Source organism: Dyadobacter fermentans DSM 18053, from assembly GCF_000023125.1.
GTDB classification, from domain to species: Bacteria; Bacteroidota; Bacteroidia; order Cytophagales; family Spirosomataceae; genus Dyadobacter; species Dyadobacter fermentans.
The window spans coordinates 5,921,882-5,945,826 of sequence record NC_013037.1 but is presented as its reverse complement, the minus strand read 5'-3'; the positions used below and the strand labels follow the sequence as shown (position 1 = coordinate 5,945,826).

The window sequence follows — 23,945 nt, the reverse complement described above, 5'->3', positions numbered from 1 at the left end:
ATTAATGATAGTCAACAATTTGAACCTCAGCAGCATTTCCGTCTAACCATTTGAACACAATCCGCCATTGGTCATTAATACGGATACTGTAAAAGTCTTTCAGATTTCCGGAAAGCTTTTCCAGACGATTTGACGGTGGGATACGTAAATCCGCCAGGCTCTGCGAGTTGTGAAGCATCCGTAACTTCCTCCTGCCGACCTGCTGGATTTCCAATGGCAACTTTGCAACCCGCTCGCCTAGCCATATTTTTTCGGTATCCTTTGAAGAAAAACTTGCGATCATACAGGTTTGTCGGGGCGCCGGACTGGCGTGGATTAGTAACGCCAAAAGTAAGTACTCAGTTCCGCTTTTCAAATACTCATGTTACTCAACTGCCACTCTTATTTCAGCCTGCGCTTCGGGACTATTCCTGAGGATGAACTTCTTGCGATGTGCAGGGAGAACGGCTATGACTGTGTTGCGCTGACGGATATTAACAACACGTCGGGGTGCCTGAACTTCGTCCGCATGGCGCCCAGGTTCGATATCAAGCCTATTGTCGGGATCGATTTCCGGAATGGCGTCACACAGCAGTTTGTAGCGCTGGCGAAGAACAATGCGGGTTTTCAGGTGCTGAACGCCTATTTATCGGCCCAGAAACTGGCCGGCTTGCCGTTTCCCGATCGCGCACCGGAAATGGAGCACGTAGCGGTGATTTACCCGTTTGAAAAACTGAACAAGGAGCGCCGGGAACAGTTCGGGCCGAACGAGTACATCGGGATTTCAATGCAGGAACTGGACAAACTGCATTACTCACCGCTCCACCGTTTCAGGGACAGGCTTGTGATCCGGCAGCCGGTCACGTTTCGGAATAAAAAGGATTTCAATGCACACCGGTTGCTCCGCGCGATCGATGAGAACACGCTTTTGAGCAAGCTGGCGGCTTCCGAAACGGGCAACGAAAGCGAACAGATCGTGCAGGCGAAGGTTTTAGAATACCACTTTAAACAAAAAGATTTTCGCATCATCCTGGAAAACACCCGCAAGCTGATGGACGAGTGCGAGATCCGCTTCACTTTCGGAAATGAGCGTGAGCACCAAAACCTGAAAATATTCGGCAAGAACGAGGAAGAAGATTTTAAGAAACTAAGGTCGATGACTTACCAGGCGCTCGGCTACCGGTATGGCGATAATATCACCGACGAAATTTTCGACCGGATCGCCAAAGAACTGGACATGATCCGGCAGCAGAACTTCGTGCCGTTTTTCCTGGTAAACCACGATATCGTCAGCTATGCGCGCCGGAAAGGCTATTATTATGTAGGCCGGGGCAGCGGGGCCAACAGCATTATCGCCTATTTACTCAACATCACGAACGTAGACCCCATCGAGCTGGATTTGTATTTCGAACGGTTCATCAATCTCCACCGAAAGAATCCGCCCGATTTCGACATTGATTTCTCGTGGCGCGACCGCGAGGATGTGACCCGCTATATATTTGACACCTACGGGAAAAACGGACAGGCGGCATTGCTGGCCACATACAGTACTTTTCAGCACAATTCCGCCGTGCGCGAACTCGGAAAGGTGTTCGGGTTGCCCGCTTATGAGATCGACGCTTTGAGCAATGGCAAGTACGACCCCAAAAAGCTCGACCAGCTTTCGGGGCTGGTGATCCGATATGCCGATTACCTGCAAGCCAATAACCAGCCCAACCACCTCAGCATCCACGCCGGCGGCATCCTGATTTCTCAACGGCCGATGCATTACTTTACGGCCACCGACGTTCCGCCGAAAGGCTTCCCCACTACGCAGTTCGACATGGTGATCGCCGAGGATGTGGGGCTGAACAAGTATGATATTTTAGGGCAGCGAGGCCTCGCGAAAATCAAGGAAACCCTTGAAATTATCCGTTACAATCGCCCCGAAGCCCCCGATTTCGACATTAACGACGTACGAAAATTTAAAACCGACCCGAAGATCAACGACCTGATCCGGCAGGCGCAATGCATTGGCTGCTTTTACGTGGAATCGCCGGCGATGCGGATGCTCCTGAAAAAGCTGGAAGTGGACAATTACCTGGGATTGGTGGCGGCGAGCTCCATTATCCGGCCTGGCGTAGCCAAAAGCGGGATGATGCGCGAGTACATTTTGCGACACCGCCATCCCGAAAAGCGCAGCGAGGCACACCCGCGCCTGCTCGAACTCATGGAGGAAACCTACGGCATTATGGTGTATCAGGAGGACGTTATCAAGGTCGCGCATTACTTCGCCGGCCTCACGCTGGGCGAAGCCGACGTGATCCGCCGGGGCATGAGCGGCAAGTTCCGTGGCCGCGAGGAGTTTGAACGGGTGAAGAAGAAGTATTTCAAAAACTGTCGCAGCAAAGGGTACGACGAGGCCATGACGATGGACGTCTGGAACCAGATCGCAAGCTTTGCCGGGTTCGCATTCGCCAAGGGGCATTCCGCGTCCTATGCCGTGGAAAGCTACCAAACCTTATTTTTAAAAACCTATTTCCCGTTGGAATTCATGGTGGCGGTGCTTAATAATGGCGGCGGTTTTTACGCGCCCGAGCTGTATATTCACGAAGCACGCATGCTGGGGGCGCATGTGCACGCGCCCTGCGTGAACCACAGCGAAGCGCACGCTACCATCGAAGGCGACCAGATTTACCTCGGCATGCAGTTCCTGAACGACCTCGAAGCGAAAACGATCGACAGGATACTCGCCGCTCGCGGGCAGGACGGCGCATTTACCTCATTGAACGACTTCCTCGACCGCGTGCCGATTTCGATCGAGCAGCTCACGATCCTGATCCGTATTGACGCATTCCGGTTTACGGGCGTCGACAAGAAAACGCTGCTTTGGAAAGCGCATTTCCGGCTGAGTACTACGCCGACGAAAGCGCCCCAAAAGCAGTTGTTCCAGGCTGAGGTCAGGGATTTTAAGTTACCGGAGTTCCATTCATCCATCCTCGACGACGCTTACGACCAGGTTGAATTGCTGGGCTTCCCGCTTTGCAGCCCATTCAATTTGTTGAAAAATCCGCTTCCAAAGAGCATTATGGCCAATGACCTGCATAATTATGTAAACCAGGAAGTGGTACAATACGGCTATCTGGTGGCGCTCAAAAACACCCGTACCGCCCGCGGCGAATCGATGCAGTTTGGTACTTTCCTGGATTATGAAGGGCATTTTATCGATACAGTTCATTTCCCTACGGCCGCGGCCAAAGTGAATGGTTCTGTAAAAGGCGTTTACAAAATCCGCGGTGTGGTGACGGAAGAGTTCGGCTTTCTGACGGTGGAAGTGATGGAAATCACACGCATGGAATCAGCTGAACGCTGACGCCGCGCCTGTGAAAATGGAAAAACAAATGGTAGCTTTCCGCTGCAAGACATTTTTCCAACATTCAACACCAACTATTATGACGGTACGTAACACACTCGCACTGCTGACCGCCGCATTCATGTGCTCATGCTCAGGCAATTCCGGCTCCAAAAGTACAAGCAGCGACACGCTGTCTGGAAAACAAGACGCTGCAATGGCTGCGATCCAATGCTTCGCTTATCAGGCGCAAAAGGATTCTGCGTTTTTACATCTCGAAATCAACAGCGGCATTGTCTCGGGCAAGCTGTCTTACGCCCTTTTTGAAAAGGACCGGAACGACGGCACGATCGCGGGAACAATGTCGGGAGACACAATTTTCGCGCGGTATACATTCTCATCCGAAGGCTCACAATCGGTACGCGAAGTGGCATTTTTGAAAAGCGGCACCGATTGGGTTGAGGGTTTTGGCGATGCGAAGGACTCGGCCGGGGTAATGGTTTTCACCGACCGGTCGGGCCTCGATTTCGAAAAAGGCTTGCATTTCAAACCGGTTGAATGCCCTGCGGCACCGTAATTTTTCCGGCATTGTTGCCATACCGTTGTCAATAGCATGTTATTTATTGCCTTCATTATCAACCCAAAACCAATGAGGCAATGGAAAAACTGGATCTCAGCAAGCAGTTCAAAACCTATTACTCCGCTAAAAGCAAACCCGAGCTGGTACACATCGAAAAGGCGCAATATCTGTCTATTCCGGGCAAAGGTGATCCTTCGGGAGAAGAGTTTGCGCGGAAAATCCAGGCAATTTATCCCGTTGCATATGCGTTAAAATTCGCATTCAAGGCTCGTGAGAAAGATTTTGTGGTCGCCAAGCTCGAAGGCTTGTGGTGGTACGACGAAGACCGCTACCGCAATGCGACCATCGACAATGCGCCTCAAACCATTCCCCGCAGCGAATGGGAATACCGGCTGCTGATCCGCATTCCCGACTTTGTGACGCAGCAGGATGTGGAATCGGCCGTGCAGGAGTGCTACTCCGCGAAAGGTGTTGCGGAGATACGGGAAGTGACGTTTTTTGAAATGGAAGAAGGAAAAGCTGTGCAAATGCTGCATACCGGCCCGTTCGATACCGAACCGGCAACATTGGCAAAGCTGATGGAATTCATAACAGCCCGCAACCTGGGGCGGAACGGGCTGCATCATGAAATCTATTTGTCGGATTTCCGTAAGACTTCTCCCGACAAACTAAAAACCATTCTGCGCGAACCGGTTAAATAGATTTTCAATATCTTTCGCCCCTCCTGAATTTCATCAAATTTAAAATTAGAAAAATGAAAAAGGCGTTCATAGCGTTTTGCCTGGTCGGATGGGGCGTTATTGCAGTTCCGACGGCGTCGGCACAGAACCTGAGCTCTCAAAAAATCCCCCTCGATCCCAGTGTCAAGACCGGAAAACTGAAAAACGGCATTACCTATTATATCAGGAAAAATTCGGAACCGAAGAACAGGGCCGAGCTGCGACTGGCCGTTAAGGCAGGCTCGGTGCTCGAAACCGACGCCCAGCAGGGCCTGGCGCATTTCATGGAGCACATGAATTTCAATGGCACCACGAATTTCCCAAAGAATGAGCTGGTCAATTTTTTGCAAAAAACCGGCGTGCGCTTCGGTGCCGACCTGAATGCCTATACGGGCTTCGATGAGACGGTGTACATGCTGCCCATCCCCACCGACTCGGCCGGATTACTCGAAAAAGGCATTCAGGTGCTCGAAGACTGGGCGCAGGGTGCATTGCTCGATCCCGACGAGATTGAAAAGGAACGGGGCGTGGTGCTCGAAGAGTCGCGCATGGGGCGCGGCGCGCAGCAGCGCATGCGCGACAAGTTCCTGAAAGTGATCCTCAACAACTCGCGCTACGCCGAGCGGCTGCCGATCGGCAAGGATAGCATTCTCAAAAGCTTCAAACCGGAGACGATCAAGGCGTTTTACAAAGACTGGTACCGTCCCGATCTGATGGCCGTTATCGCCGTGGGGGATTTCGACGTGGCCAAAGTGGAAAGCCTGATCAATCAAAAGTTTAGCTCCATTAAGCCTCCTGTTAATCCCAAAAAACGCATTCGCTATGACATTCCGCTCGACGGTTCCACGAAAGTGGCCATTGTGACTGACCCGGAATATCCGCAAAACCTCGTTCAGCTGATTTATAAGCAGCCCAATAGCAAGGAAAAGACATTGCAGGATGTCCGGAACAACTTTGCACAGGACCTTTACAATGCCATGATGGGCCAGCGGATGCAGGAACTTACCCAAAAAGCCAACCCGCCGTTCCTCTACGGCGCGAGCCAGTACGGCGACTTCCTCGGCAATCTCGACTCTTACACGTCCATCGCACTCGCGAAAGACGCCGGATCGATGAAAACCGCGCTCACCACCCTGCTGGAAGAGAATGTGAGGGTACAGAAATTCGGATTCACACAGCCCGAACTCGATCGTGCGAAAAAAGACTTTTACAATGCCATCGAGGAGGCTTACAAGGAAAGAGACAAGACGAAATCCGCGAATCACGTTCAGGAATACCTCGATCACTTCCTGCACGACAAGCCTTTCATGGGCGCCGAAGCGTACTTTGAGTTTGTAAAAAAACACCTCGACGGCGTTACGCTTGCGGAGATCAACGGACTTGCCAAAAAGTACATTACCGATAAAAACCGGGCTGTGGTGATAATGGGACCGGAAAAGAGCAAAGACGCGCTACCTACCGAAGCCGAAATCCGCACATTGCTTAATGAGGCCGGAAAGGACGTTACCGCATATGTGGACGACGTGGTGGACGCGCCCTTGCTGAAAACCGAGCCGACGCCGGGCAAGATCACCGGTGAAAAGTTACTGGATAAACTGGGCGTTACCGAACTCACGCTTTCCAATGGTGTGAAAGTCCTGTTGAAGTCTACCGATTTCAAAAACGACGAAATACTGATTAAGGCGACCGCCAAAGGGGGCTATTCGCTCTTCCCGGATGAGCGCGAAACCGGCATTTTCACAAGTTATCTCGTGCAATCGGGCGGTGTGGGGCCGTACAACCAGACGCAACTCCAGAAATTCCTCGCAGGCAAAACCGCCAGCGCGGGCCCTTACCTGAGCGAGCTCACGGAGGGTGTGGGCGGCAATACCAACCCCAAAGACCTCGAAACCACGCTGCAACTCATTTACGCCTACTTCACCGAGCCGCGGAAAGATGCGGACGTAGCAACGGGCATCCTGGCCAACCAGAAGGCATACCTGGAAAATATCCAGAAAACACTCACGCCGGAAAAGGTCTACTCCGACTCGATCAATGCCGTGCTTACCAGCAACAACCCCAAGCGACAACCGCTGAAACCCGAAAGCGTTGACAAGGTAAGCCTCGATAGGGCATTCGAAATTTACAAAGACCGCTTTGCCGATGCCTCCGATTTTGTATTTACGATCGTAGGCGCATTCAAGCCGGAGACGGTCAAGCCGCTGATCGAAAAATACCTGGGCAGCCTGCCGTCCAGCGAGCGCGACGATACGTTCAGCCACCCGAACATTTTCCCGCCGAAAGGCCGTATTGAAAAAGTGATTTACAAAGGGTTGGAGCCTAAAAGCCGGGTTACACTCGTGTCGAGCGGGGAATATGACTACAACCCGGAGAACAATACCCAGATTGAGGCGTTGCAGGAAATTTTGCAGATCAAGCTCATCGAAGCGCTCCGCGAGGAAGAAAGCGGCGTGTACGGCGTAAGCGTGTCAGAAGGAACTGACAAGTTTCCGACCGGGCACTACCGGTTCTCCATCGGCTTCGGTTGTGCGCCCGAGAATGTGGACAAACTGGTGAAAAGAGCGCTAGAAGAGGTTAACAAGATCAAGCAAAACGGGGCTGATCCGAAGGATATCGACAAGTTCGTCGCCGAAACGCGGCGCAAAACCGAAATCGCGCTCAAAACGAATGGCTTCTGGCTCGACTACCTCGATGACAACACCTTCCTGGGCGACGACCTGAACGAAATCTTCGAACAGGACCGGTTGCTGAAATCCATCACCGTGGCGAGCACCAAAGCGGCCGCACAGCAGTATTTCAATGATGACAATTTCATCAAAGTGGTGCTGATGCCCGAGAAAAAGTGATTTGAAAGCATACAAAAAGGCCGTTTCGTATTCCGAAACGGCCTTTTTGCTTATGCGACCTTTCTGAGCCCGTGAATCAGGGATTCTAACCCGTTCATCTTGATTTCCAGCATGGTACCCAGCAGCATACCGAGTTTGCCGGACGGGAAGCCTTCGCGGTAAAACCATTCGAGGTAGGAAACCGGGAGGTCTGCAATGACGTAATCTTTGTATTTGCCAAAAGGCATTTTGTAATGGATCAGATCTTTAAGGATCTCGCTGTTCGGATGTGTTAACTCTTGCATACTAAGTCACTTTTCACGCTTCATTTCCTGCGCGAAGTTTAAAAATCAGGTTGGTTTTTAAATCAAATAAATCTTTTTCAAGTCCTACCGGATAGGTATGCGGGTTTACAAATCGTTTAATTCCCTTATAAAAATGTGCCAGTTGATCCTGCACGCGCTTCCGCGTGTTGTGTACAGACGGCAATTTATAGATAAGCCGGCCCTTTGCGAAAACGGGGACGAGCAAATCCTCATAAAGCACTGACTCGCCGAACGACCTATTTTTTGTAAAATCGTAAGGGTCCACCATGGTAGCCTTCCCGATGGGCGGCGTTTCGATATTAAAAATCATATCGGACACGAAACCATTTGAATCCCTGAACCTTCGCACCTGCTGAATGCCGGGCGTGGATACCTTGATCGCCTGCTCCGAAAGTTTCAGTTTGTAATCCCACCCGCCCGACTCGTCGCGGATCGCGGCCAGTTTGAACACCCCGCCCAATGCCGGCTGGTCATAGGCCGTGACGAGTTTTGTGCCGATTCCCCACACATTTATTCTCGCGCCCTGGATTTTTAAACTGTCCATAATGTACTCATCGAGGTCGTTGCTGGCCACAATGGATGTTTTTGGGAACCCTGCTTCGTCCAGTATTTTCCTCGCTTCGATGCTCAGATAGGCCAAATCGCCCGAATCGAGGCGGATTCCGGCCAGGTCATGCCCGGCCTCGCGGAGCTGCTTCCCTACCTCCACCGCGTGGCGTACGCCGTTCAGCGAATCGTAGGTATCCACCAGCAGCGTGACGTTGTTGGGCATGTATTTCGCGTAAGTTTCAAACGCTTCCAGTTCGGAATCGAAAGACATCACCCAGCTGTGCGCATGTGTGCCCTTCACGGGAATGTCGTACAGTTTACCGGCCAGCACATTGGAAGTAGCGTTAAATCCCCCGATGTACGCCGCCCTGCTGGCCGTTACACCGCCATCGGGCCCTTGCGCGCGCCGCAAACCGAATTCGAGCAAGGCGTCGTTCCCGGCCACGAGGCGCATCCGGGCGGCTTTGGTAGCAACCAGCGACTGAAAGTTGATGAGGTTCAAAAGCGGCGTTTCCAGCAACTGGCATTGCAATATCGGCCCCTGAATACGCAGAAGCGGCTCATTGGGAAAAACCACGGTGCCTTCGGGAATGGCGTCGATGCTGCATTGCAGCTCCATATTACGCAGGTAATCGATAAAACCGTCGTCGAAGAGCCTATCGCCGTCGCTGCCGGAAAGGGAGGCGATGTAAGTCAGATCCTCCTCGTTAAACCGGTAATCCTGCAAATATTCGATCACGCTGCACAGCCCCGCTGCAATGGTGAATCCGCCCTGAAACGGATGTTTTCTGAAATAGAGATTGAATACCGCTTCCTGCTCGGCCTTGCCCGCTTTCCAGTAGCCATAAGCCATGGTAAGCTGGTAAAGATCAGTAAGAAGGCTCATTGAAGTGTCGTATAGCTGGTTAATCATTTCCCTTCGGATTGGTGTCTTAAATCCCGCCTATTTACTAAATAATCGGCATTATAGCTACCAATAATGATTTTGTAGCCCGGCATTGACCCAACGGCGCGGTGCTCAGTTTACGCTTTCGAGTGAGGGAAATTGCTGGCTCCACATGCCGTAATACCGTCCTTTTTTGGCCATTAACTTTTTGTGACTCCCCTCTTCCACCAGTTTCCCTTGTTCGAGCACCACGATTTTGTCCGCATTCATCACCGTGCTCAGCCGGTGTGCGATGATGATGATCGTCTTCTGCTTTTTGCGCAAAGCCTGCACCGCCAGCTGGATATGCTGCTCGGATTTGGAATCGAGCGACGAGGTCGCCTCGTCGAGGATCAGGATTTCAGGGTCGCGGTAGAGGGCCCGTGCGATCGCCAGCCGCTGCCGCTGACCGCCCGAAAGGCTGGTGCCGTTTTCGCCGATGTAAGTGTTGAAGCCGTTCGGCAGGTTTTCGATAAACTTCATAATGTCCAGTTCCTGGCAAATGGAGATGATCTTTTTCATATCCGGCTCAAACTCCCCGACGGCGATGTTGTTGATAACATTCCCGGCAAACAAATGGACGTCCTGCGGTACGGCGCCTACCATTTGCCGCAAACTGTCGTTAGTCAGGTATTTAATATCGAACCCTCCGATGTGAATGTTGCCTTTTTCTATTGTATAAATGTTTTGAAGCAAGGCCAGCAGAGTCGTTTTACCCGAGCCGCTTTCTCCTACCACCGCCGTAATTTTGCCTTTGGGAATGGTGAGATCGAGGCCTTCGAAAACGGTAACGCGGGTGCCGTAACGGAAATGCACGTTTTTGAAATGGATATCACCGATCATATCGGGCGTGAGAACGGCCCGGTTTTCCACCGACTCGCGCTCGATGTCCATTATTTCAAAAAGCCTGTCGGCCGCGATCGCCGCGTCCTGAATGATCTTGTTCATGCCGATCAGGCTAGCGACCGGACCGGTGAAATAGCCGATGATCGCGTAGAATGATAGCAGTTCACCGGGTGTGATAATGTTGTTTAAAACAAAAACCGACCCTGCCCAGAGGAGTACAATCGTGAATGCACTGGATACAAATCCGCTGAAATCACCGATCCACAAAGAGTTGGTATTGGATTCGTACACCGACCGGAGCATTCCGACAAACCGCGTTTCGGTGCGCATATTCGTAAAATCTTCCAGCCCAAACCGCTTAATGGTACTCACCGAATGGATCGATTCCACCAGCTGCGCTTCCAGCTCGGCGGAACTTTCCATCAGTTTCCGCTGCGTAGCTTTGTTCATCCGGTTGGAGAAATAGTAAATCACGGCGTACAAAGGCACCACGCCAAGCATGATCAATGCGAGTTTCCAGTAATAGGTAAACATCAGCACGAACGAGAACAGCAAGATGAAAATGTTTACCGCAAAGCCGATAAGCACATCATTGATAAACACCCTGATCTTCACCGCGTCGTTAATGCGCGAGATGATCTCGCCGACGCGCATGTTATCGAAAAACTGCTGCGGCAGCCGGAGCAAATGCTTGTAGTAGCCCAAAATCAGCCGCGCATCGATCTGCTGGCCGGTTTTGATCGTCAATATACTCTTCGCATGGTTGATCACCACCCTGAAAACCAGGATCGAGATCATCACGACGCCCATCAGGTTGAGCAGGTTCCGGTTACCTTCCGGCAACACATTATCGACGATTTTTTGTAGGAAAATTGAGGTAGAAAGCCCGAGAATGGTGTAAATGATGGCGCCCAGCAGCACTTGAAGCAATGTAGACCGGTGCGGGATCAGCAGGTACCAGAACCGTTTGTTCACCGAAATCTTCTCATCACCCTCCATAAACGAGTCGCCGGGCTGCACGAGGATCAGTACCCCCGTCCAAATGCCCGTGAATTCTTCATGCGTCATGGCGATCAGTTCCCCGCGGGCCGGGTCCATGACCTCCACGGCAGTTGCACTCACGCGGTAAACCACCACATAATGGTGCAGAATGCCTTTGATGATCACATGCGCAATCGCGGGCACAGGCACATGCGGGAGTTGTTGGAGGTCGGCCTTCACACCTTTGGCATTGAATCCCAGCTTTGTGGCGGCTTCGATGAGCCCGAGCACATTCGTGCCCTTCTTGTCCGTGGAAGCGTACTGTCGGATACGCGCCACGGGAATTGAAAGTTTGTAAAAAGCGGCAATGGACGCCAGGCATGTGGCGCCGCAATCGGTGAGATCGTGCTGCTTCATTACCGCCGAACGCAGGCTGCGACGGCCATTTAAAAACGGCAGCTTATCCGTTAACGCCCCGCCCATCGACCGTAGCGCGGCGGAAATTCGACTTATCAGCGGCTTTTTCATGAGGTCAGTTCAGCGGTGGTGTGTCGGTGGTCGCAATGAGGTTGGGGTTAAGCCAGTCGTCGGCCTTGTCGTAAAGCAGCTGGAACAATGTCCGTTCGGTAACCAGGAACCGCGCTTGGAGCGTCATTCCCTTTTTGAGCTTACCCACGTAGCCGTTTTTCAGCGTCAGCGCGTTCTGGTCTAGTTTACAGCGGACTTTGAAGAATGGCGGCTCTTTCCCGTTGGTATACACGTCATTGGAAATCGAAATAACCTCTCCGGTTACCAGGCCCCACTGGTTGTAATTATAGGCATCCACCTGCAAGCGCGCCTGCGTGCCGGTTCGGATGAGGCCGATGTCCTTCGGCAGCACGTACATTTCCGCCAACATCGCCTCATCGGGTGATATTTCGGCAAGCAATTCGTTGGCAGCCACGATGCTGCCCGGTTGCAGGCCTTTCAGTTGCTGGATCGTGCCGCTGATGGGCGCCTTCACTTCGTAAAAGTCCTTTTCACGCAGATATTGCTGGTCCTGCGATTCGAGCTCACGCACTTTCATGCGCAGCTGGGTCAATGCGGATTCCCAGCGGGCTTCTTCTTCTTCCATAATGGTTTTGATGCGATTGGTTGCAGTACTGTGGAGCAGCACTGCCCGGTCGTATTCGGCCTCGGAGATGGCCCGCACATCCCACAGCTTTTTGCTTCTCGCAAAATCCTTTTCCACGGTCACCAGGGTGTTTTTGGCGTCGCCGATCTTTTGCCAGAACAATGCGAAATCCTGCTTGTAGAGCCCGCTTGAAAGGCCCGGCTTTTTGCTCCAATTGTTGGTGCGGCTCAAATGCAGGAGAATATTGAGGTCTTTGATCTGATTGAGGTAGTCGTCTTTCTGGGCTTTCACGAGTTGGTTTTGCTCCCGCAGAATGCCCGATTCGATTTTGAGGAGCGTTTGCCCTTTCCGCACGCGCTGGTTTTCCGAGACGAACACGGAATCCAGACGGCCGCTTACCAGCGCCTTGATCGCGTTGCGGTCGTCGGTGGCGCGGATAATGCCTGTACTTTTCACGCTCACATCCACGGCGATCACAAACAGGCCGATGAACGCGATGATCGTCATCAGGATCATCACCTGGTACACCAGCCCGGAGCGGGTGTGGTGGCGGTGGAAGTGGTAGTCAGCGGTGTATTCCAGTATTTCGGGAGGAAATATCCGGTTCTTTTCCGATTGGGGGTTACTGTTCATAGTGTGATCGTTTAGGTGCCCCTGAATGCTCAAAAAGCGGGAACGGCCTGTGCCGATCCCGCTTTTATATCTGAATTCAATGTTATTCTGTAATAGAATTCAAAATTGCGCCGAGGTCGAGGCCAAGACCGAAGTTGGTTTTCTCCCACGATCCGTCCTCGTCTTTCGACTCATTGCTGAAATGTAATCCCAGCGCGCCGGTAATTCCGCCTGTCGAAGAAGAGTCTCCGCCAAGGCCCAGCAAACCACCATTAATTTCTCTCATTTCTTGTGCATTCAATTCTTGAAGTTTCATAATGCATAAAATTTAATTGAAACATAGCCTACTCTTTTTCAGGTTTTCAGCGTCCCCTGCTTGAACGTTGAGTTCGCAAGGGTTGGTTAAACTACTATGCCATTAATCACTCAATTCATTGATTATCAAACAACTAAAAAGAATAAAATACAACCTGAGAGAGTAAATGGAAGTGATCTGAAGGTACCATTGCGGCGTATTACGCGCGCGGTTCCTTAATTACAAGGCACAGAAATAATGCGGAATGCGGGCGGTTGCGAGAGCAGGTATGCGGGCCTTTTCGGAGAACCTAGCGGCCGGGCAGGCTGATGCCATAGACGTTCGAACTAAGAATCGGCGGGAGGTAGAAACGCTTCTGTCGATTTTATCCCCAATCGGAGAAACTAGTTCGGCATACTCCCCGATTTTACCAGAGAAGTAATCGGCCGCACCATTTGAGTCGTATGTTTTGAAATTGAGTAACCTGCTACATACTACTTATAGTTTATTCCATGAGTAACACGATAGAGGCAAAGATGCGGGCTGTGGCGCGTAACATCAGGAAAATCAGGGAGTACCGCGATTACACCCAGGAATACCTGGCTATGAAACTGGGAATTTCACAAAATGCTTACAGTAAAATCGAGCTCGCCTACACGCGCATCACACTCGAACGCCTGATCCAGATCGCGCAGATTCTCGACGTAGATTCGGTGGATTTGCTCAACGGCGACGCGGAGGAGCTGGTGCAGTTGCATACCAGTAAATGACTGAATGATTGAATGATTGAATGATTGAATGACTCAATATTCAATCATTCAATCATTCAAAACTCCCCCCAATCAGATCGCTTCGAGAATTCGCTCAATTGCTACCTGGTAACCGATTTTTTCTTTCAACTCGCTGATATGGACGCGCTCTTGCTCCATGGTGTCGCGGTGGCGGATCGTTACGGTGTCGTCTTCCATTGTCTGGTAGTCGACCACAATGCAGTAAGGTGTTCCGATCAGGTCCTGACGGGTGTAACGCTTGCCGATCGCCGCGTTGTCGTCGTAAACAGTGCGGAACGACGATTTCAGCGAGTTGGCCAGCGCCTGCGCTTTTTCAGCAAGGCCATCCTTCTTAACCAACGGCAGCACCGCTGCTTTGAAAGGCGCCAGCGCGGGGTGCAGTTTCAGGAAGGTGCGCTCTTTGGCGGCATCGCCCTCGCCTACCGATTCCACGGTGTACGCATTGCAGAATGTCGCCAGGAACAGACGGTCGGCGCCAACGGACGTTTCCACCACGTAAGGGATGTAATTTCCGTAAGGCTTGCCATTCTCATCCAGATCGGCGTCGAAATACTGTTGCTTTTTCTTCGAAAGCTCCTGATGATTGCGCAAATCGAAGTCGGAGCGGGAGTGGATACCTTCAATCTCGCGGAACCCGAACGGGAATTCGAACTCGATATCGACAGCCGCTTTGGCATAATGCGCCAGCTTGTCGTGGTCGTGGTATTTCAGTTTTTCAGCGGGCAGGCCTATTGCCTTGTGGAATTTCAGGCGTGCCTCTTTCCATTTCTCGTACCACTCCTGCTCGGTGCCGGGGCGTACGAAGAATTGCATTTCCATTTGTTCGAACTCGCGCATGCGGAAGATGAACTGGCGCGCCACGATTTCGTTACGGAATGCCTTACCGATCTGCGCGATACCGAATGGAACCTTCATACGGCCGCTTTTCTGCACATTGAGGAAGTTGACGAAAATCCCCTGTGCCGTTTCCGGACGAAGGTAAATCATGTTGGCATCCTCGGCCACCGATCCCACCTGCGTGCTGAACATGAGGTTGAACTGGCGCACTTCCGTCCAGTTGGTCGTGCCAGACACCTGGCATTTGATATCTTCTGCGATAATCAGCTCGCGGACGCCGTTCAGGTCCTCGGCGCTGAGCAACCGGCCCATTTCAGCCAGCAACGCTTTCGCTTTTTCGGGCTGGCCGTCTTTTTCATATTGTTCCGCCTTGCCTTCCAGCAACTGATCGGCGCGGTAGCGCTTTTTGGAATCCTTGTTATCGATCATCGGATCGTTGAAACCATCGACGTGGCCGGAAGCTTTCCAGGTGAGCGGATGCATGAAAATGGCCGCATCAATGCCGACGATATTGTCGTTCAGCTGCGTCATGGCCTTCCACCAGGCCGCTTTCAGATTGTTTTTCAGCTCTACGCCGTTCTGGCCATAATCGTAAACGGCTTGTAAACCATCATATATTTCGGAAGAAGGGAACACGAAACCGTATTCCTTCGCATGCCCAACAATGTCTTGCAAAGAGGTAGCAGGTGCCTGGCTCATTCTATTCGTTTAAAAATCAATAAGAAAAAAACTATTAAATCCATCAAAATCATGAATTTGGCAAAATTAGGGATTTTGACGGCATTGCCTATCCCCTGCCGGGCGGAATTCCCCGCTTAATTTTCAGCAAACGCGCGTACGCCGTCGAACAGGGCTGTCCGCTAACGAACAGCATATGCCGCATCAACCTTCATAATCAGCTAATAATCAAGCAAAAACCGGTTGGCATATAAATTGAACCGTTCCATAGCACTGACTAACAAACCTGCTTCCCTATGCTATTCAACTACCTCAAAATATCGCTCAGGAACATCCGCAAGCAGCGACTGTTCAGCGGGCTTAATATCCTCGGGCTGGGGATCGGCATTGCGGCCGTCTGGCTGATGGTTCTTTACGTTGCCGACGAGCTCAGCTACGACCGCTTCCACGCCAAAGCCGACCGTATTTTCCGTGTCACGCAACAGGCACAATGGGCCACGGGCAGTTTCAAGCTCGCCCCTACTTCGGCGCCATTCGCACCTGCATTACAAAACGAATATCCGGAGATCGAAAAGACGGTTCGGATCAGCGTCGAGGGTGGCGGGAAGATCCGTTTCCAGGAAAAGCAGGTGGATGCTTACGACATTTATTTCACCGACCCATCCGTTTTCGATGTTTTCTCTTACCCTTTTCTCCACGGCAATCCGGCGACGGCGCTCATCGGTCCGCAGAAAATCGTGCTCACCAACACCCTCGCTACCAAGCTATTCGGCGATGCGTCGCGGGCAATGGGGCAGACCGTATTCTTTTCCAACAATTTTCCCAACACGGTTACAGGCGTAATTGAAGACACTCCGGTAAACTCACATCTGCATTTCAGCGCATTGCGCTCGCTGCCGCCCGACTACACCAGCGGCTGGCAGGCTGGCGACATTTACACTTATATTCTGCTCAAAGAAGGCGCCGACGCGGCCAAACTGGAAGCGAAATTCCCTGCCTTTTATGCCAAATACCTGCAAAAAGAGATTGGCGATGCGGATTACCACATGGATTTGCAGCCACTGACAGACATTCACCTGCATTCGCAGCTCGATTACGAGATCAGCCCGAATGGTAATATCAACACGGTTTACATTTTCTCTGCCATCCCCTTGCTCATCCTCGTCATCGCTTGCATCAATTATGTGAACCTCTACACCGCCCGTTCGCTCAAACGCATTCGCGAGGTGGGCGTGCGCAAGGCTATCGGTTCGCAGCGGTTCCAGCTCGTGGGCCAGTTCTTGACGGAGTCGTTTCTGATGACCCTGCTCGCCGGCCTGGCGGGATTTCTGCTCGCAAAAGCGGCCTTACCATTCTTCAACCAACTGGCCGAAAAAACGCTGACGCTGCATTACCGCAACGACGACCTCCTTACGCTGGGCATTGCGGCGGCATTCCTGCTGGTGATCGGACTGCTGAGCGGCATGTACCCGGCATTAATGCTATCGGGCTACCGGCCGGTGATGGCCTTGAAAGGGCAGCTGGGCAACCAGCCGGGCGGTGCGGGTTTCCGGCAGTCGCTGGTGGTGTTCCAGTTTGCGGCCACGGTGGTCATGATCGCGTGCGCGGGCATTGTGTACCGGCAAATCAGTTATGTGAATCACAAGGACCTTGGTTTTAACAAAAATCAAGTCCTCACATTTCATATTGATAAAAACGATGTGCGGACCCAGGTGGGCGCTTTGAAAGAAAAACTGGAACAAAATCCGGTAGTGGAAAGCGCCGCGGCGGCGAGTAACCCCATCGGCAACAACAGCATCGGCTCCACCGCATTGTTTGTAGAAACCAACACCGGCGAAATGCCCGCTACCACTCAAATGACGCAGCGTTTCATGGCCGACGCCGATTACCTGCGCACGATGGAGATCAAACTTTTGCAAGGCCGCGATTTCATTGCCAACTCATCCGCCGACCTGGCCGGCTCCGTGCTCGTGAATGAAGCATTGGTGAAAAAGCAAGGATGGCAAAGTCCCCTCGGCAAGCGCATGCGCTACCCTGCAGACGGGGAAGGGAAAGTGAAAGAGCTGACCGTTGTGGGTGTAACGAGCGACTTTCACACTTATTCGCTGCAACACAAAATTGAACCGCTGGTGATCCAGCTCGCGCCGCCTTCGGAGCAGGACAATGTATACGTCCGCATCAACGCCGCCAAAACCACCGAAGCGCTTGCGCACATTGGCCGGGTTTACAAGACATTCGACGCCGAAGCCCGCCCCGAATTCCAGTTCCTTGATGAGAATTTTGCCAAACAATACCAGTCGGAGCAGCGCCAGGGCAATATACTGCTGGCATTTGCGGTGCTTGCGATCGTTATCGCATGCCTGGGCTTGTTCGGACTCGCTGCATTTGCTGCGGAGGCCCGCACGAAAGAGATCGGCGTGCGCAAGGTGCTCGGTGCCAGTGTGCAGGATGTGGTGCTGATGCTGTCGCGGGATTTCGTAAAACCGGTGCTCGTCGCCATCGCAATCGGCACGCCCATCGCCGCCTACGCCATGCACAAATGGCTGCAAAATTTCGAATACCGCGAAACGCTATCCTGGTGGATATTCGCCCTGGCCGGGCTTATCGCCATCGCCATCGCGCTGCTCACGGTAAGCTCGCAGGCATTGAAATCAGCGCTGACTAATCCGGTGAAGGTGTTGAAGGCGGAGTAAGGGAGAAATGTTTAAAATAATTGAAGGAAAGCTGACAAGGCGATAATTTTCAGTTTGGGGAAGTCTAATGACTTAAAAACATCGAACCCTCTGTCGTTAGTTACCAGGTAATCACAATTGCAGCTGATAGCAAGGTCAGAAAATTTGTTGTCGTCGGGATCTGCTACAAGATTCCATCGAAACGCCGGTTCGGCATGTACTGTATTCGGCGCCAAACTCAGCTGGTAGAGTACCGTCTGTGCCGTCCTGATCGAGAAGGTCCGTGTCAGAATTTCTTCATATTCCAGCAAAATTTCATTGCTGACGTACCAATCAAATTTTTCAGCGTGAAATTCAAGATATAGCTGATAATACTTGCTCTGAGGAGGAATTGAAGCTCTTAAACAATTTGTATCGACAACAATTTTCATCTATCATTTAAAAAAGTTGTCATCGGTTAGCATTCTGTCGTAGTCGTCCTGCGTGTATTGCTTTTCGTTTTGAACCTTTTCCAATTCCTTTCTGAGCTCGGCATCAAAGTATGCCAGCAGTATCTTCCGCAATTCGTAGGTCTGCGCATCGCTGATTCCATGATTAAACATTCGCAAAATACTGATTTGCAAATCATTCAATTTCCCGTCCTCATTTAATTTAACCGCGGTATCCATCTCGATTCATCAATTTATGCAATTATAAAATTAGAAAATTTGTAACAAACACCACCACCTCCCGCTAACTCAACCTAACCGAAAACAAATCCTTCGAGCGCAGATACACCCATGTGACTACCACGAGTGTCAGCACGCCGCCGAGCATCACCGACGGCACGGTGCCGAAGGCCTTGGCCATCACGCCGGATTCGAAAGCGCCGAGTTCGTTGGAGGAGCTGACGAACATGCCGTTTACGGCGGCTACGCGGCCGCGCATTTCGTCGGGCGGGTAAATTTGCAGTATCGTTTGTCGGATGATGACGCTCACACTATCAAACACGCCCGTGGCAAAAAGAGCGCCGCACGAAAGCATGAAGTTGGTGGATGCGGCGAACACGAGCGTGAAGACACCGAAACCGGCCACGGCGACCAGCATATTGCGCCAGGCATTATGCGTCGGCGGGAAGTAGGCCATCGCAAACATCGTGAGCATGGAGCCGATGGACGGTGCCGCGCGGAGTAACCCGAGCCCCTCCGGCCCGACTTTCAGGATGTCTTCCGCAAAAATGGGCAGCAATGCAATTACCCCGCCGAAAAGCACGGAGAACAAATCCAGCGTCATGGCATACAATACAATGCGGGTTTTGAAAACGAATTTGAAACCCTCTTTCAGGCTCTCCATCATCGGCGTCACGATTTTTGGAAACTCAGGGCGCGTTTTGATCATGCCCAGCAATACCCAGCAAACGAGGAAATTGACGATCACGATCAGCAGCGTTTGCGTAAGCCCCAGGTAAGCATACATAAAACCCGCCGCGGCCGGACCGATAATGGCGCCCGCCTGTGAAAACGAACTGCTCCAAGTGGAGGAGTTATGGTAAATCGTCCGGGGCACGAGGAACGGTTTGAGCGAGCTCGCTGCCGGCGAGTAAAAGCCTTTGGCAAAACCTATTATTCCAAAAACACCATAAATAACAGCCAGATGCTGCCATTCCGCCAGCTTATTGTAAACGCCCGGTTGAAAAGCCGTGTACAGAATACCCGAACCCAGCAGGATCACCACCAGGCTGATATGCATGATGGAAATCTTGTTTTTCTGATCGGCCACGTAGCCTCCGAACAGCGACGTAACGATGAACGGGATCGCCTCGGCCAGGCCCACCAGCCCCAGCGCGAGCGGGTCGTGGGTGGTTTTATAAAGCTCATACCCGACAATGACCTCCTGAATGCGGATCGTGGCAGAAAAAAGAAAGGAATTGGATACAAAAAACCGGAAATCGGAATAGCGGAGTGCTACGTAAGGATCGTTGGAAGCTACTGTTTTCAAGTGAGTGTTATGGAGTTATAAAAAGCTAACATCCGGAATCTCCGATAATGTTCTGCTTTAACTGAAAATTAATTCGATTACCCGTTTATGTTCAACAAAACGCTGGTGGAATGCCATAACCAATCTTTTACATTTCGTTTACAATGTTTTACAGCGGCCATGCCAGGCGTGATAAGGCGCCCCGGTATTTTTGACGAGGTTCATTTTTCACCAAAATCATGCCTTTTATGAAATCCCAAACCATCCGCATCACAATGGCCGCAGTGCTGTTTTGCACATTGCAGGCGTCGGTCGCATTGCCGAACGCGGCCGATTCCAATACCGCAGCCGATTCCGCCAGAGCGGCCACGCCCGCCAAAATCGTTCCCGCTTCTCAAAAACCTGCCGTCAAAAAAGTCATTGACACCAAAAAGACGCAGCCGGTAACGCAGTACCAGTGGTTTTATCTTCCGAAAACCAAAAAGGACAATTGCTGAAATTCATTAAATTTGAGCATCTCTTCGCGGTTGTCTTATGAGGTATTTCGAGGTCATTTTCAGAAAAATCGCTCTTCTCACCGGCTTGTGCGCGGGGCTCTCCGGCATTGCCGTGGGCAACAGCGACGCAACGCGGTTTTCCGAAAATGTGAACCTGTCGCTCCGCCGGACGGCCGACATCCTGCTCCGGGCCAATGGCGACTCGCTCTCGCAGATCCCGCCGGTGAAGCAGACGGACGCCAATACGTTTTCCGTACAAATAGCGCGGCTATTCGACTACGACAAACTACCCGAAACCTTGCAGCGCTCACTCGAAGCCTACTACATCGACCGCCCTTACACCGTCACGCTGCTGGATTGCCAGACCGGCGAAATCAAGCTGGGTTACCAGCTTTTCGACCTGAAACAACCCGGCGGCGTGCCCTGCGGCGGCCGGTCACGGGAAGAAAGCTGCTACACGTTGCAAATCCGCTTCGAGCAGCTTGCTCCCAGGCCTGAGGCCGCCAATAACACTTGGCTGCTGCTCACCGCCGGCGGTGCATTGGCCGGGCTCGGATTCATCGCCTGGAACCGGACGAGAAACAAGAGGGAGCCGGAGAACCCTCCGCAAGAAGCGCCCGCCGGTTCCTCCCGGATTGCAATGGGCCGCTCGTGGCTCGATACGGCTAATCAGACGCTTTTCAACGGCGAAAGTATCCAAACGCTCACCTTCCGAGAAGCCAAGCTGCTTGCATTGTTTGCCAAAAACAGCAATCAGGTGCTGGAAAGGGATGTAATCCTGAAATCGGTTTGGGAGGATGAGGGCGTTACGGTCGGGCGCAGTGTGGACGTGTTCGTGTCACGCCTGCGCAAGTTGCTGGCGGCTGATCCGCATGTTAAAATCATCGCCATTCACGGCGTAGGCTACAAAATGGAAGTACATTCCTGACAAAATCCATGTTCAAGACCTTCTTTAAAATTGCAGTGCGGCAGCTCTGGCAGGGCAGGCTGTATGCGGTCATTAATGTAGCCGGGATGGCGGTGGCTACCGCTTGCGCGCTTATGGCCGGGCTTTACATTCACGACGAGCAAAGTTTCGATCGCTTTCATGCGACCAATCCGCATCTCTACCGCATCACCAGCACCTACCGCGACCACGGCCAGACCATCTCCACTGGCGGCACCGGGCAGGTGCAGGGACCGGCGTTTCAGGCACGTATGCCCGAGATTACGCATTATGCACGCGTGATGGGCGGCGACATTTACGGCGATGTACGGCACGGTCACGATGCATTCAAATTGCAGCTCCTCTTCGTCGATTCGTCGTTTTTTGATGTATTCTCATTCAAATTACTGCACGGGGACGCGCGCTCGGCATTGCGGAATGTCAACTCGGTGGTTATGTCGAAGCGCACGGCCCTGAAGTTTTTCAACCGCACGGACGTGGTGGGCCAGTTGCTGGAAATGGACGCCGACCCGTCGGCCATGCGACTTGGAAAGCCGCTGGTGGTTACCGGCGTAACGGAAGATCCGCCGACCAACTCCTCTATTCAGTTCGACGTACTCTTTCCGTTCGAATTCATGAAATTGTCGTTCGAGGATACGAGCTGGCTGAATGCCTACCTGGGCACGTTTATCGTCCTCCGTGCCGATGCGCGTGCAACGGAAGTGGTGCGAAAGTTCAATCGCATTGCCCACGCATTGTCCCAAACCCAGCGCAAAGACCAGCCTGAGGCATCGGCGATCACCTATGGCCTGCAAAAAATGACTGACATTCATTTGAATGGTCAGGCAATCCCTAACCAGAATATCGAATCGGGCATTGTGATGACGAGCAGGCCCATTTACTCCTACATCTTTATAGGTATGGCCGGCTTTATTCTGCTAATGGCGAGTATTAATTTCATCAACATACAAATCGCGTCGTCGATGAAGCGGGCGAAGGAAGTTGGGATTCGGAAGGCTACGGGAAGTGGAAGCGGCGCTATTATCGCGCAATTTCTTGGTGAATCGGCAATCGTCGTGGGCATAGCGATGGCGCTTGCATTGCTGATCATGATCCTCTTCCTGCCGGCATTTAATGAGCTGGCACAAAAGCATATACCCTTCCACCGCCTGTGGAGCCCCGGATTGCTTGGCTGGATCGCAGGCATATTTATTGTCGCTATTGCATTGGCGGCGCTTTACCCCGCCTGGCTAATCTCGCGACTGAACCCCATTGAAACACTTTATGCAAAAGCCCGGCTGGCGGGCAGCAATCCGGCTGGTAATGTGCTGATGGTGTTCCAGTTTGCCATGGCGGTGCTGCTGGGCATTGCCAGCGTCGTATTTTACACACAAATGGACTTTATCCGTTCCAAAAATCTTGGCTACAATCCCGACCGGATCGTCAAAATCGGGATTGGTGGCGCGCGTAACGTTCAGCAGATTTACGACCGTTTCAAACATGAACTGGCCGGTGATCCCGCATTCGGGCCGGTGTCGCTTTCGGGCGAATTCGGGCTTCGTGATGTAGTGGTGAAGGGGCAAAAAATTTTGACAAATGTGCGTACGGTAGATGCTGATTATCTGCCGATGTTGGAAATGAAGCTTCTTACAGGCCGCAACTTTTCACCCGCATTTGCTTCCGATGGGCAGTTTGGCGTGCTGGTAAATCAGGCGTTCGTCCGGAAAACCAGCATGACCGACCCGATCGGGCAAACACTAATGCCTGATGAGCGTTTCGGCGCGCAGGGGCTTACCATTATCGGCGTCGTGAGCGATTTCCATTTCAGCTCCCTCAAAGAACGCATCGGACCGCTGGTCATGCCCATGAGCGCACATCACGGAGGCGATGCATTATGGGTCAAAATAGCGCGCGGAGAGGAACATTTCGCGGTCCGGAAGCTCGAAAAAACGTTCAAAACCATTCTACCCAGCGCTGTTTTTGAATACACCTTCCTACACGACGCCAATACAAAGGCCTACGCGGCCGAACTGCGCTGGCAACGGATCATCAATGCCGCCACGATCGTTTCCGTTCTCATTTGCAGCCTGGGGCTATTCGGACTGGCACATCTGGCCATTGCCCAGCGCAGGCGCGAAACGGGCATCAGGATGGTGCTGGGTGCTACCGGTTTCGATATTGCCATTGTTTTTTCCCGCAATTTCATCAGGACCATAACAGTCGCCATTGCGCTGGCGTCGGTTGCGGGCCATTATCTGATGCACTCCTGGCTCGGCCAGTTCGCCTATCATGCGGGAATGTCGTGGTGGATGTACGCGGCGCCGGGTATGGCGGCGCTCGGGCTGGCGCTGGTGACGGTATTCGCGCAGGCCATGCGCGCGTCGGCCGCCGATCCGGTCCGCGTTCTGCGGTCGGAATAGGTGGATTTCTGCACCGGCGAACGTCCGTCCGTACCGCGTCCGAATGCGTACACATTTTGTACGGTATCGGACGCGAGGCAGGCAGGT

General features: G+C 52.2%; 19 protein-coding genes. 9 read left to right on the top strand and 10 right to left on the bottom strand.

Going from position 1 to position 23,945, the window contains the following annotated elements:
- Nucleotide 1 precedes the first annotated feature (1 nt).
- The gene (locus tag DFER_RS24500) at nt 2-283 is read right to left on the bottom strand and encodes a type II toxin-antitoxin system RelE/ParE family toxin (RefSeq protein WP_015814359.1); all 282 of its coding nucleotides are present in this window, start codon (nt 281-283) and stop codon (nt 2-4) included.
- A gap of 78 nt (nt 284-361) precedes the next feature.
- Between DFER_RS24500 and DFER_RS24495 the strand changes: the two genes are divergently transcribed.
- The 4 genes from DFER_RS24495 (at nt 362) to DFER_RS24480 (ending at nt 7,455) form a co-directional block, all read left to right on the top strand.
- Nucleotides 362-3,331 carry a DNA polymerase III subunit alpha gene (locus DFER_RS24495; protein WP_015814358.1) on the top strand — a complete coding sequence of 990 codons (2,970 nt, stop codon included), beginning with the start codon at nt 362-364 and terminating at the stop codon, nt 3,329-3,331.
- 79 nt (nt 3,332-3,410) lie between these two features.
- Nucleotides 3,411-3,887 carry a hypothetical protein gene (locus tag DFER_RS24490; protein WP_015814357.1) on the top strand — a complete coding sequence of 159 codons (477 nt, stop codon included), beginning with the start codon at nt 3,411-3,413 and terminating at the stop codon, nt 3,885-3,887.
- 80 nt (nt 3,888-3,967) lie between these two features.
- Nucleotides 3,968-4,591: a GyrI-like domain-containing protein gene (locus DFER_RS24485; RefSeq protein ID WP_015814356.1), complete on the top strand. Its 624-nt coding sequence runs from the start codon at nt 3,968-3,970 to the stop codon at nt 4,589-4,591.
- Between the two features lie 53 nt (nt 4,592-4,644).
- Nucleotides 4,645-7,455 (top strand): M16 family metallopeptidase, encoded by a 2,811-nt coding sequence (locus tag DFER_RS24480; RefSeq protein ID WP_015814355.1) that lies wholly within the window; start codon nt 4,645-4,647, stop codon nt 7,453-7,455.
- Nucleotides 7,456-7,505: 50 nt separating this feature from the next.
- Here the strand turns inward: DFER_RS24480 and DFER_RS24475 are convergent, their stop codons facing one another.
- The 5 genes from DFER_RS24475 to DFER_RS24455 form a co-directional block, all read right to left on the bottom strand.
- Nucleotides 7,506-7,739, bottom strand: coding sequence for a DUF3820 family protein (locus DFER_RS24475; protein ID WP_015814354.1), 234 nt, complete (start codon nt 7,737-7,739; stop codon nt 7,506-7,508).
- A 13-nt stretch (nt 7,740-7,752) separates the two neighbouring features.
- Complete coding sequence (locus DFER_RS24470) at nt 7,753-9,222, bottom strand: nicotinate phosphoribosyltransferase (protein WP_015814353.1); 1,470 nt, start codon at nt 9,220-9,222, stop codon at nt 7,753-7,755.
- Between the two features lie 105 nt (nt 9,223-9,327).
- Complete coding sequence (locus DFER_RS24465; RefSeq protein WP_015814352.1) at nt 9,328-11,544, bottom strand: peptidase domain-containing ABC transporter; 2,217 nt, start codon at nt 11,542-11,544, stop codon at nt 9,328-9,330.
- A 49-nt stretch (nt 11,545-11,593) separates the two neighbouring features.
- Nucleotides 11,594-12,808 (bottom strand): HlyD family secretion protein, encoded by a 1,215-nt coding sequence (locus DFER_RS24460; RefSeq protein WP_015814351.1) that lies wholly within the window; start codon nt 12,806-12,808, stop codon nt 11,594-11,596.
- Between the two features lie 82 nt (nt 12,809-12,890).
- Nucleotides 12,891-13,103 carry a hypothetical protein gene (locus DFER_RS24455; RefSeq protein ID WP_015814350.1) on the bottom strand — a complete coding sequence of 71 codons (213 nt, stop codon included), beginning with the start codon at nt 13,101-13,103 and terminating at the stop codon, nt 12,891-12,893.
- A gap of 491 nt (nt 13,104-13,594) precedes the next feature.
- On the opposite strand from DFER_RS24455, the gene DFER_RS24450 reads away from it, so the two are divergent.
- Nucleotides 13,595-13,852, top strand: coding sequence for a helix-turn-helix domain-containing protein (locus tag DFER_RS24450; protein ID WP_015814349.1), 258 nt, complete (start codon nt 13,595-13,597; stop codon nt 13,850-13,852).
- Nucleotides 13,853-13,924: 72 nt separating this feature from the next.
- On the opposite strand, the gene DFER_RS24445 is transcribed toward DFER_RS24450, so the two are convergent.
- Nucleotides 13,925-15,409, bottom strand: coding sequence for a glycine--tRNA ligase (locus tag DFER_RS24445; RefSeq protein WP_015814348.1), 1,485 nt, complete (start codon nt 15,407-15,409; stop codon nt 13,925-13,927).
- Between the two features lie 275 nt (nt 15,410-15,684).
- Here DFER_RS24445 and DFER_RS24440 point away from each other — a divergent pair, with 275 nt between their 5' ends.
- Complete coding sequence (locus DFER_RS24440; protein ID WP_015814347.1) at nt 15,685-18,081, top strand: ABC transporter permease; 2,397 nt, start codon at nt 15,685-15,687, stop codon at nt 18,079-18,081.
- 11 nt (nt 18,082-18,092) lie between these two features.
- On the opposite strand, the gene DFER_RS24435 is transcribed toward DFER_RS24440, so the two are convergent.
- From DFER_RS24435 to DFER_RS24425, 3 genes are all read right to left on the bottom strand, one after another.
- Nucleotides 18,093-18,491 (bottom strand): putative toxin-antitoxin system toxin component, PIN family, encoded by a 399-nt coding sequence (locus DFER_RS24435; RefSeq protein ID WP_015814346.1) that lies wholly within the window; start codon nt 18,489-18,491, stop codon nt 18,093-18,095.
- A 3-nt stretch (nt 18,492-18,494) separates the two neighbouring features.
- On the bottom strand, nt 18,495-18,662 hold the full coding sequence (locus DFER_RS30210; RefSeq protein ID WP_187293404.1) for a DUF8507 family protein: 168 nt from the start codon (nt 18,660-18,662) through the stop codon (nt 18,495-18,497).
- A 130-nt stretch (nt 18,663-18,792) separates the two neighbouring features.
- Nucleotides 18,793-20,037 (bottom strand): MFS transporter, encoded by a 1,245-nt coding sequence (locus tag DFER_RS24425; RefSeq protein ID WP_015814344.1) that lies wholly within the window; start codon nt 20,035-20,037, stop codon nt 18,793-18,795.
- Between the two features lie 227 nt (nt 20,038-20,264).
- On the opposite strand from DFER_RS24425, the gene DFER_RS24420 reads away from it, so the two are divergent.
- The 3 genes from DFER_RS24420 to DFER_RS24410 are packed head-to-tail and all read left to right on the top strand — an operon-like array spanning nt 20,265 to nt 23,858.
- Complete coding sequence (locus tag DFER_RS24420; protein ID WP_041735477.1) at nt 20,265-20,513, top strand: hypothetical protein; 249 nt, start codon at nt 20,265-20,267, stop codon at nt 20,511-20,513.
- A gap of 37 nt (nt 20,514-20,550) precedes the next feature.
- Entirely contained in the window at nt 20,551-21,441 is an 891-nt protein-coding gene (locus tag DFER_RS24415) for a winged helix-turn-helix domain-containing protein (RefSeq protein ID WP_015814342.1), read from the top strand.
- Between the two features lie 8 nt (nt 21,442-21,449).
- Nucleotides 21,450-23,858, top strand: a complete 2,409-nt coding sequence (locus DFER_RS24410) for an ABC transporter permease (RefSeq protein WP_015814341.1) — start codon at nt 21,450-21,452, stop codon at nt 23,856-23,858.
- Nucleotides 23,859-23,945 lie beyond the last annotated feature (87 nt).

What these genes read in the sequence shown, in the direction of transcription:
- DFER_RS24500 (WP_015814359.1), bottom strand. Translation starts at nt 283, where the DNA reads ATGATCGCAAGTTTTTCTTCAAAGGATACCGAAAAAATATGGCTAGGC.
- DFER_RS24495 (WP_015814358.1), top strand. Translation starts at nt 362, where the DNA reads ATGTTACTCAACTGCCACTCTTATTTCAGCCTGCGCTTCGGGACTATT.
- DFER_RS24490 (WP_015814357.1), top strand. Translation starts at nt 3,411, where the DNA reads ATGACGGTACGTAACACACTCGCACTGCTGACCGCCGCATTCATGTGC.
- DFER_RS24485 (WP_015814356.1), top strand. Translation starts at nt 3,968, where the DNA reads ATGGAAAAACTGGATCTCAGCAAGCAGTTCAAAACCTATTACTCCGCT.
- DFER_RS24480 (WP_015814355.1), top strand. Translation starts at nt 4,645, where the DNA reads ATGAAAAAGGCGTTCATAGCGTTTTGCCTGGTCGGATGGGGCGTTATT.
- DFER_RS24475 (WP_015814354.1), bottom strand. Translation starts at nt 7,739, where the DNA reads ATGCAAGAGTTAACACATCCGAACAGCGAGATCCTTAAAGATCTGATC.
- DFER_RS24470 (WP_015814353.1), bottom strand. Translation starts at nt 9,222, where the DNA reads ATGATTAACCAGCTATACGACACTTCAATGAGCCTTCTTACTGATCTT.
- DFER_RS24465 (WP_015814352.1), bottom strand. Translation starts at nt 11,544, where the DNA reads ATGGGCGGGGCGTTAACGGATAAGCTGCCGTTTTTAAATGGCCGTCGC.
- DFER_RS24460 (WP_015814351.1), bottom strand. Translation starts at nt 12,808, where the DNA reads ATGAACAGTAACCCCCAATCGGAAAAGAACCGGATATTTCCTCCCGAA.
- DFER_RS24455 (WP_015814350.1), bottom strand. Translation starts at nt 13,103, where the DNA reads ATGAAACTTCAAGAATTGAATGCACAAGAAATGAGAGAAATTAATGGT.
- DFER_RS24450 (WP_015814349.1), top strand. Translation starts at nt 13,595, where the DNA reads ATGAGTAACACGATAGAGGCAAAGATGCGGGCTGTGGCGCGTAACATC.
- DFER_RS24445 (WP_015814348.1), bottom strand. Translation starts at nt 15,409, where the DNA reads ATGAGCCAGGCACCTGCTACCTCTTTGCAAGACATTGTTGGGCATGCG.
- DFER_RS24440 (WP_015814347.1), top strand. Translation starts at nt 15,685, where the DNA reads ATGCTATTCAACTACCTCAAAATATCGCTCAGGAACATCCGCAAGCAG.
- DFER_RS24435 (WP_015814346.1), bottom strand. Translation starts at nt 18,491, where the DNA reads ATGAAAATTGTTGTCGATACAAATTGTTTAAGAGCTTCAATTCCTCCT.
- DFER_RS30210 (WP_187293404.1), bottom strand. Translation starts at nt 18,662, where the DNA reads ATGTTTAATCATGGAATCAGCGATGCGCAGACCTACGAATTGCGGAAG.
- DFER_RS24420 (WP_041735477.1), top strand. Translation starts at nt 20,265, where the DNA reads ATGAAATCCCAAACCATCCGCATCACAATGGCCGCAGTGCTGTTTTGC.
- DFER_RS24415 (WP_015814342.1), top strand. Translation starts at nt 20,551, where the DNA reads ATGAGGTATTTCGAGGTCATTTTCAGAAAAATCGCTCTTCTCACCGGC.
- DFER_RS24410 (WP_015814341.1), top strand. Translation starts at nt 21,450, where the DNA reads ATGTTCAAGACCTTCTTTAAAATTGCAGTGCGGCAGCTCTGGCAGGGC.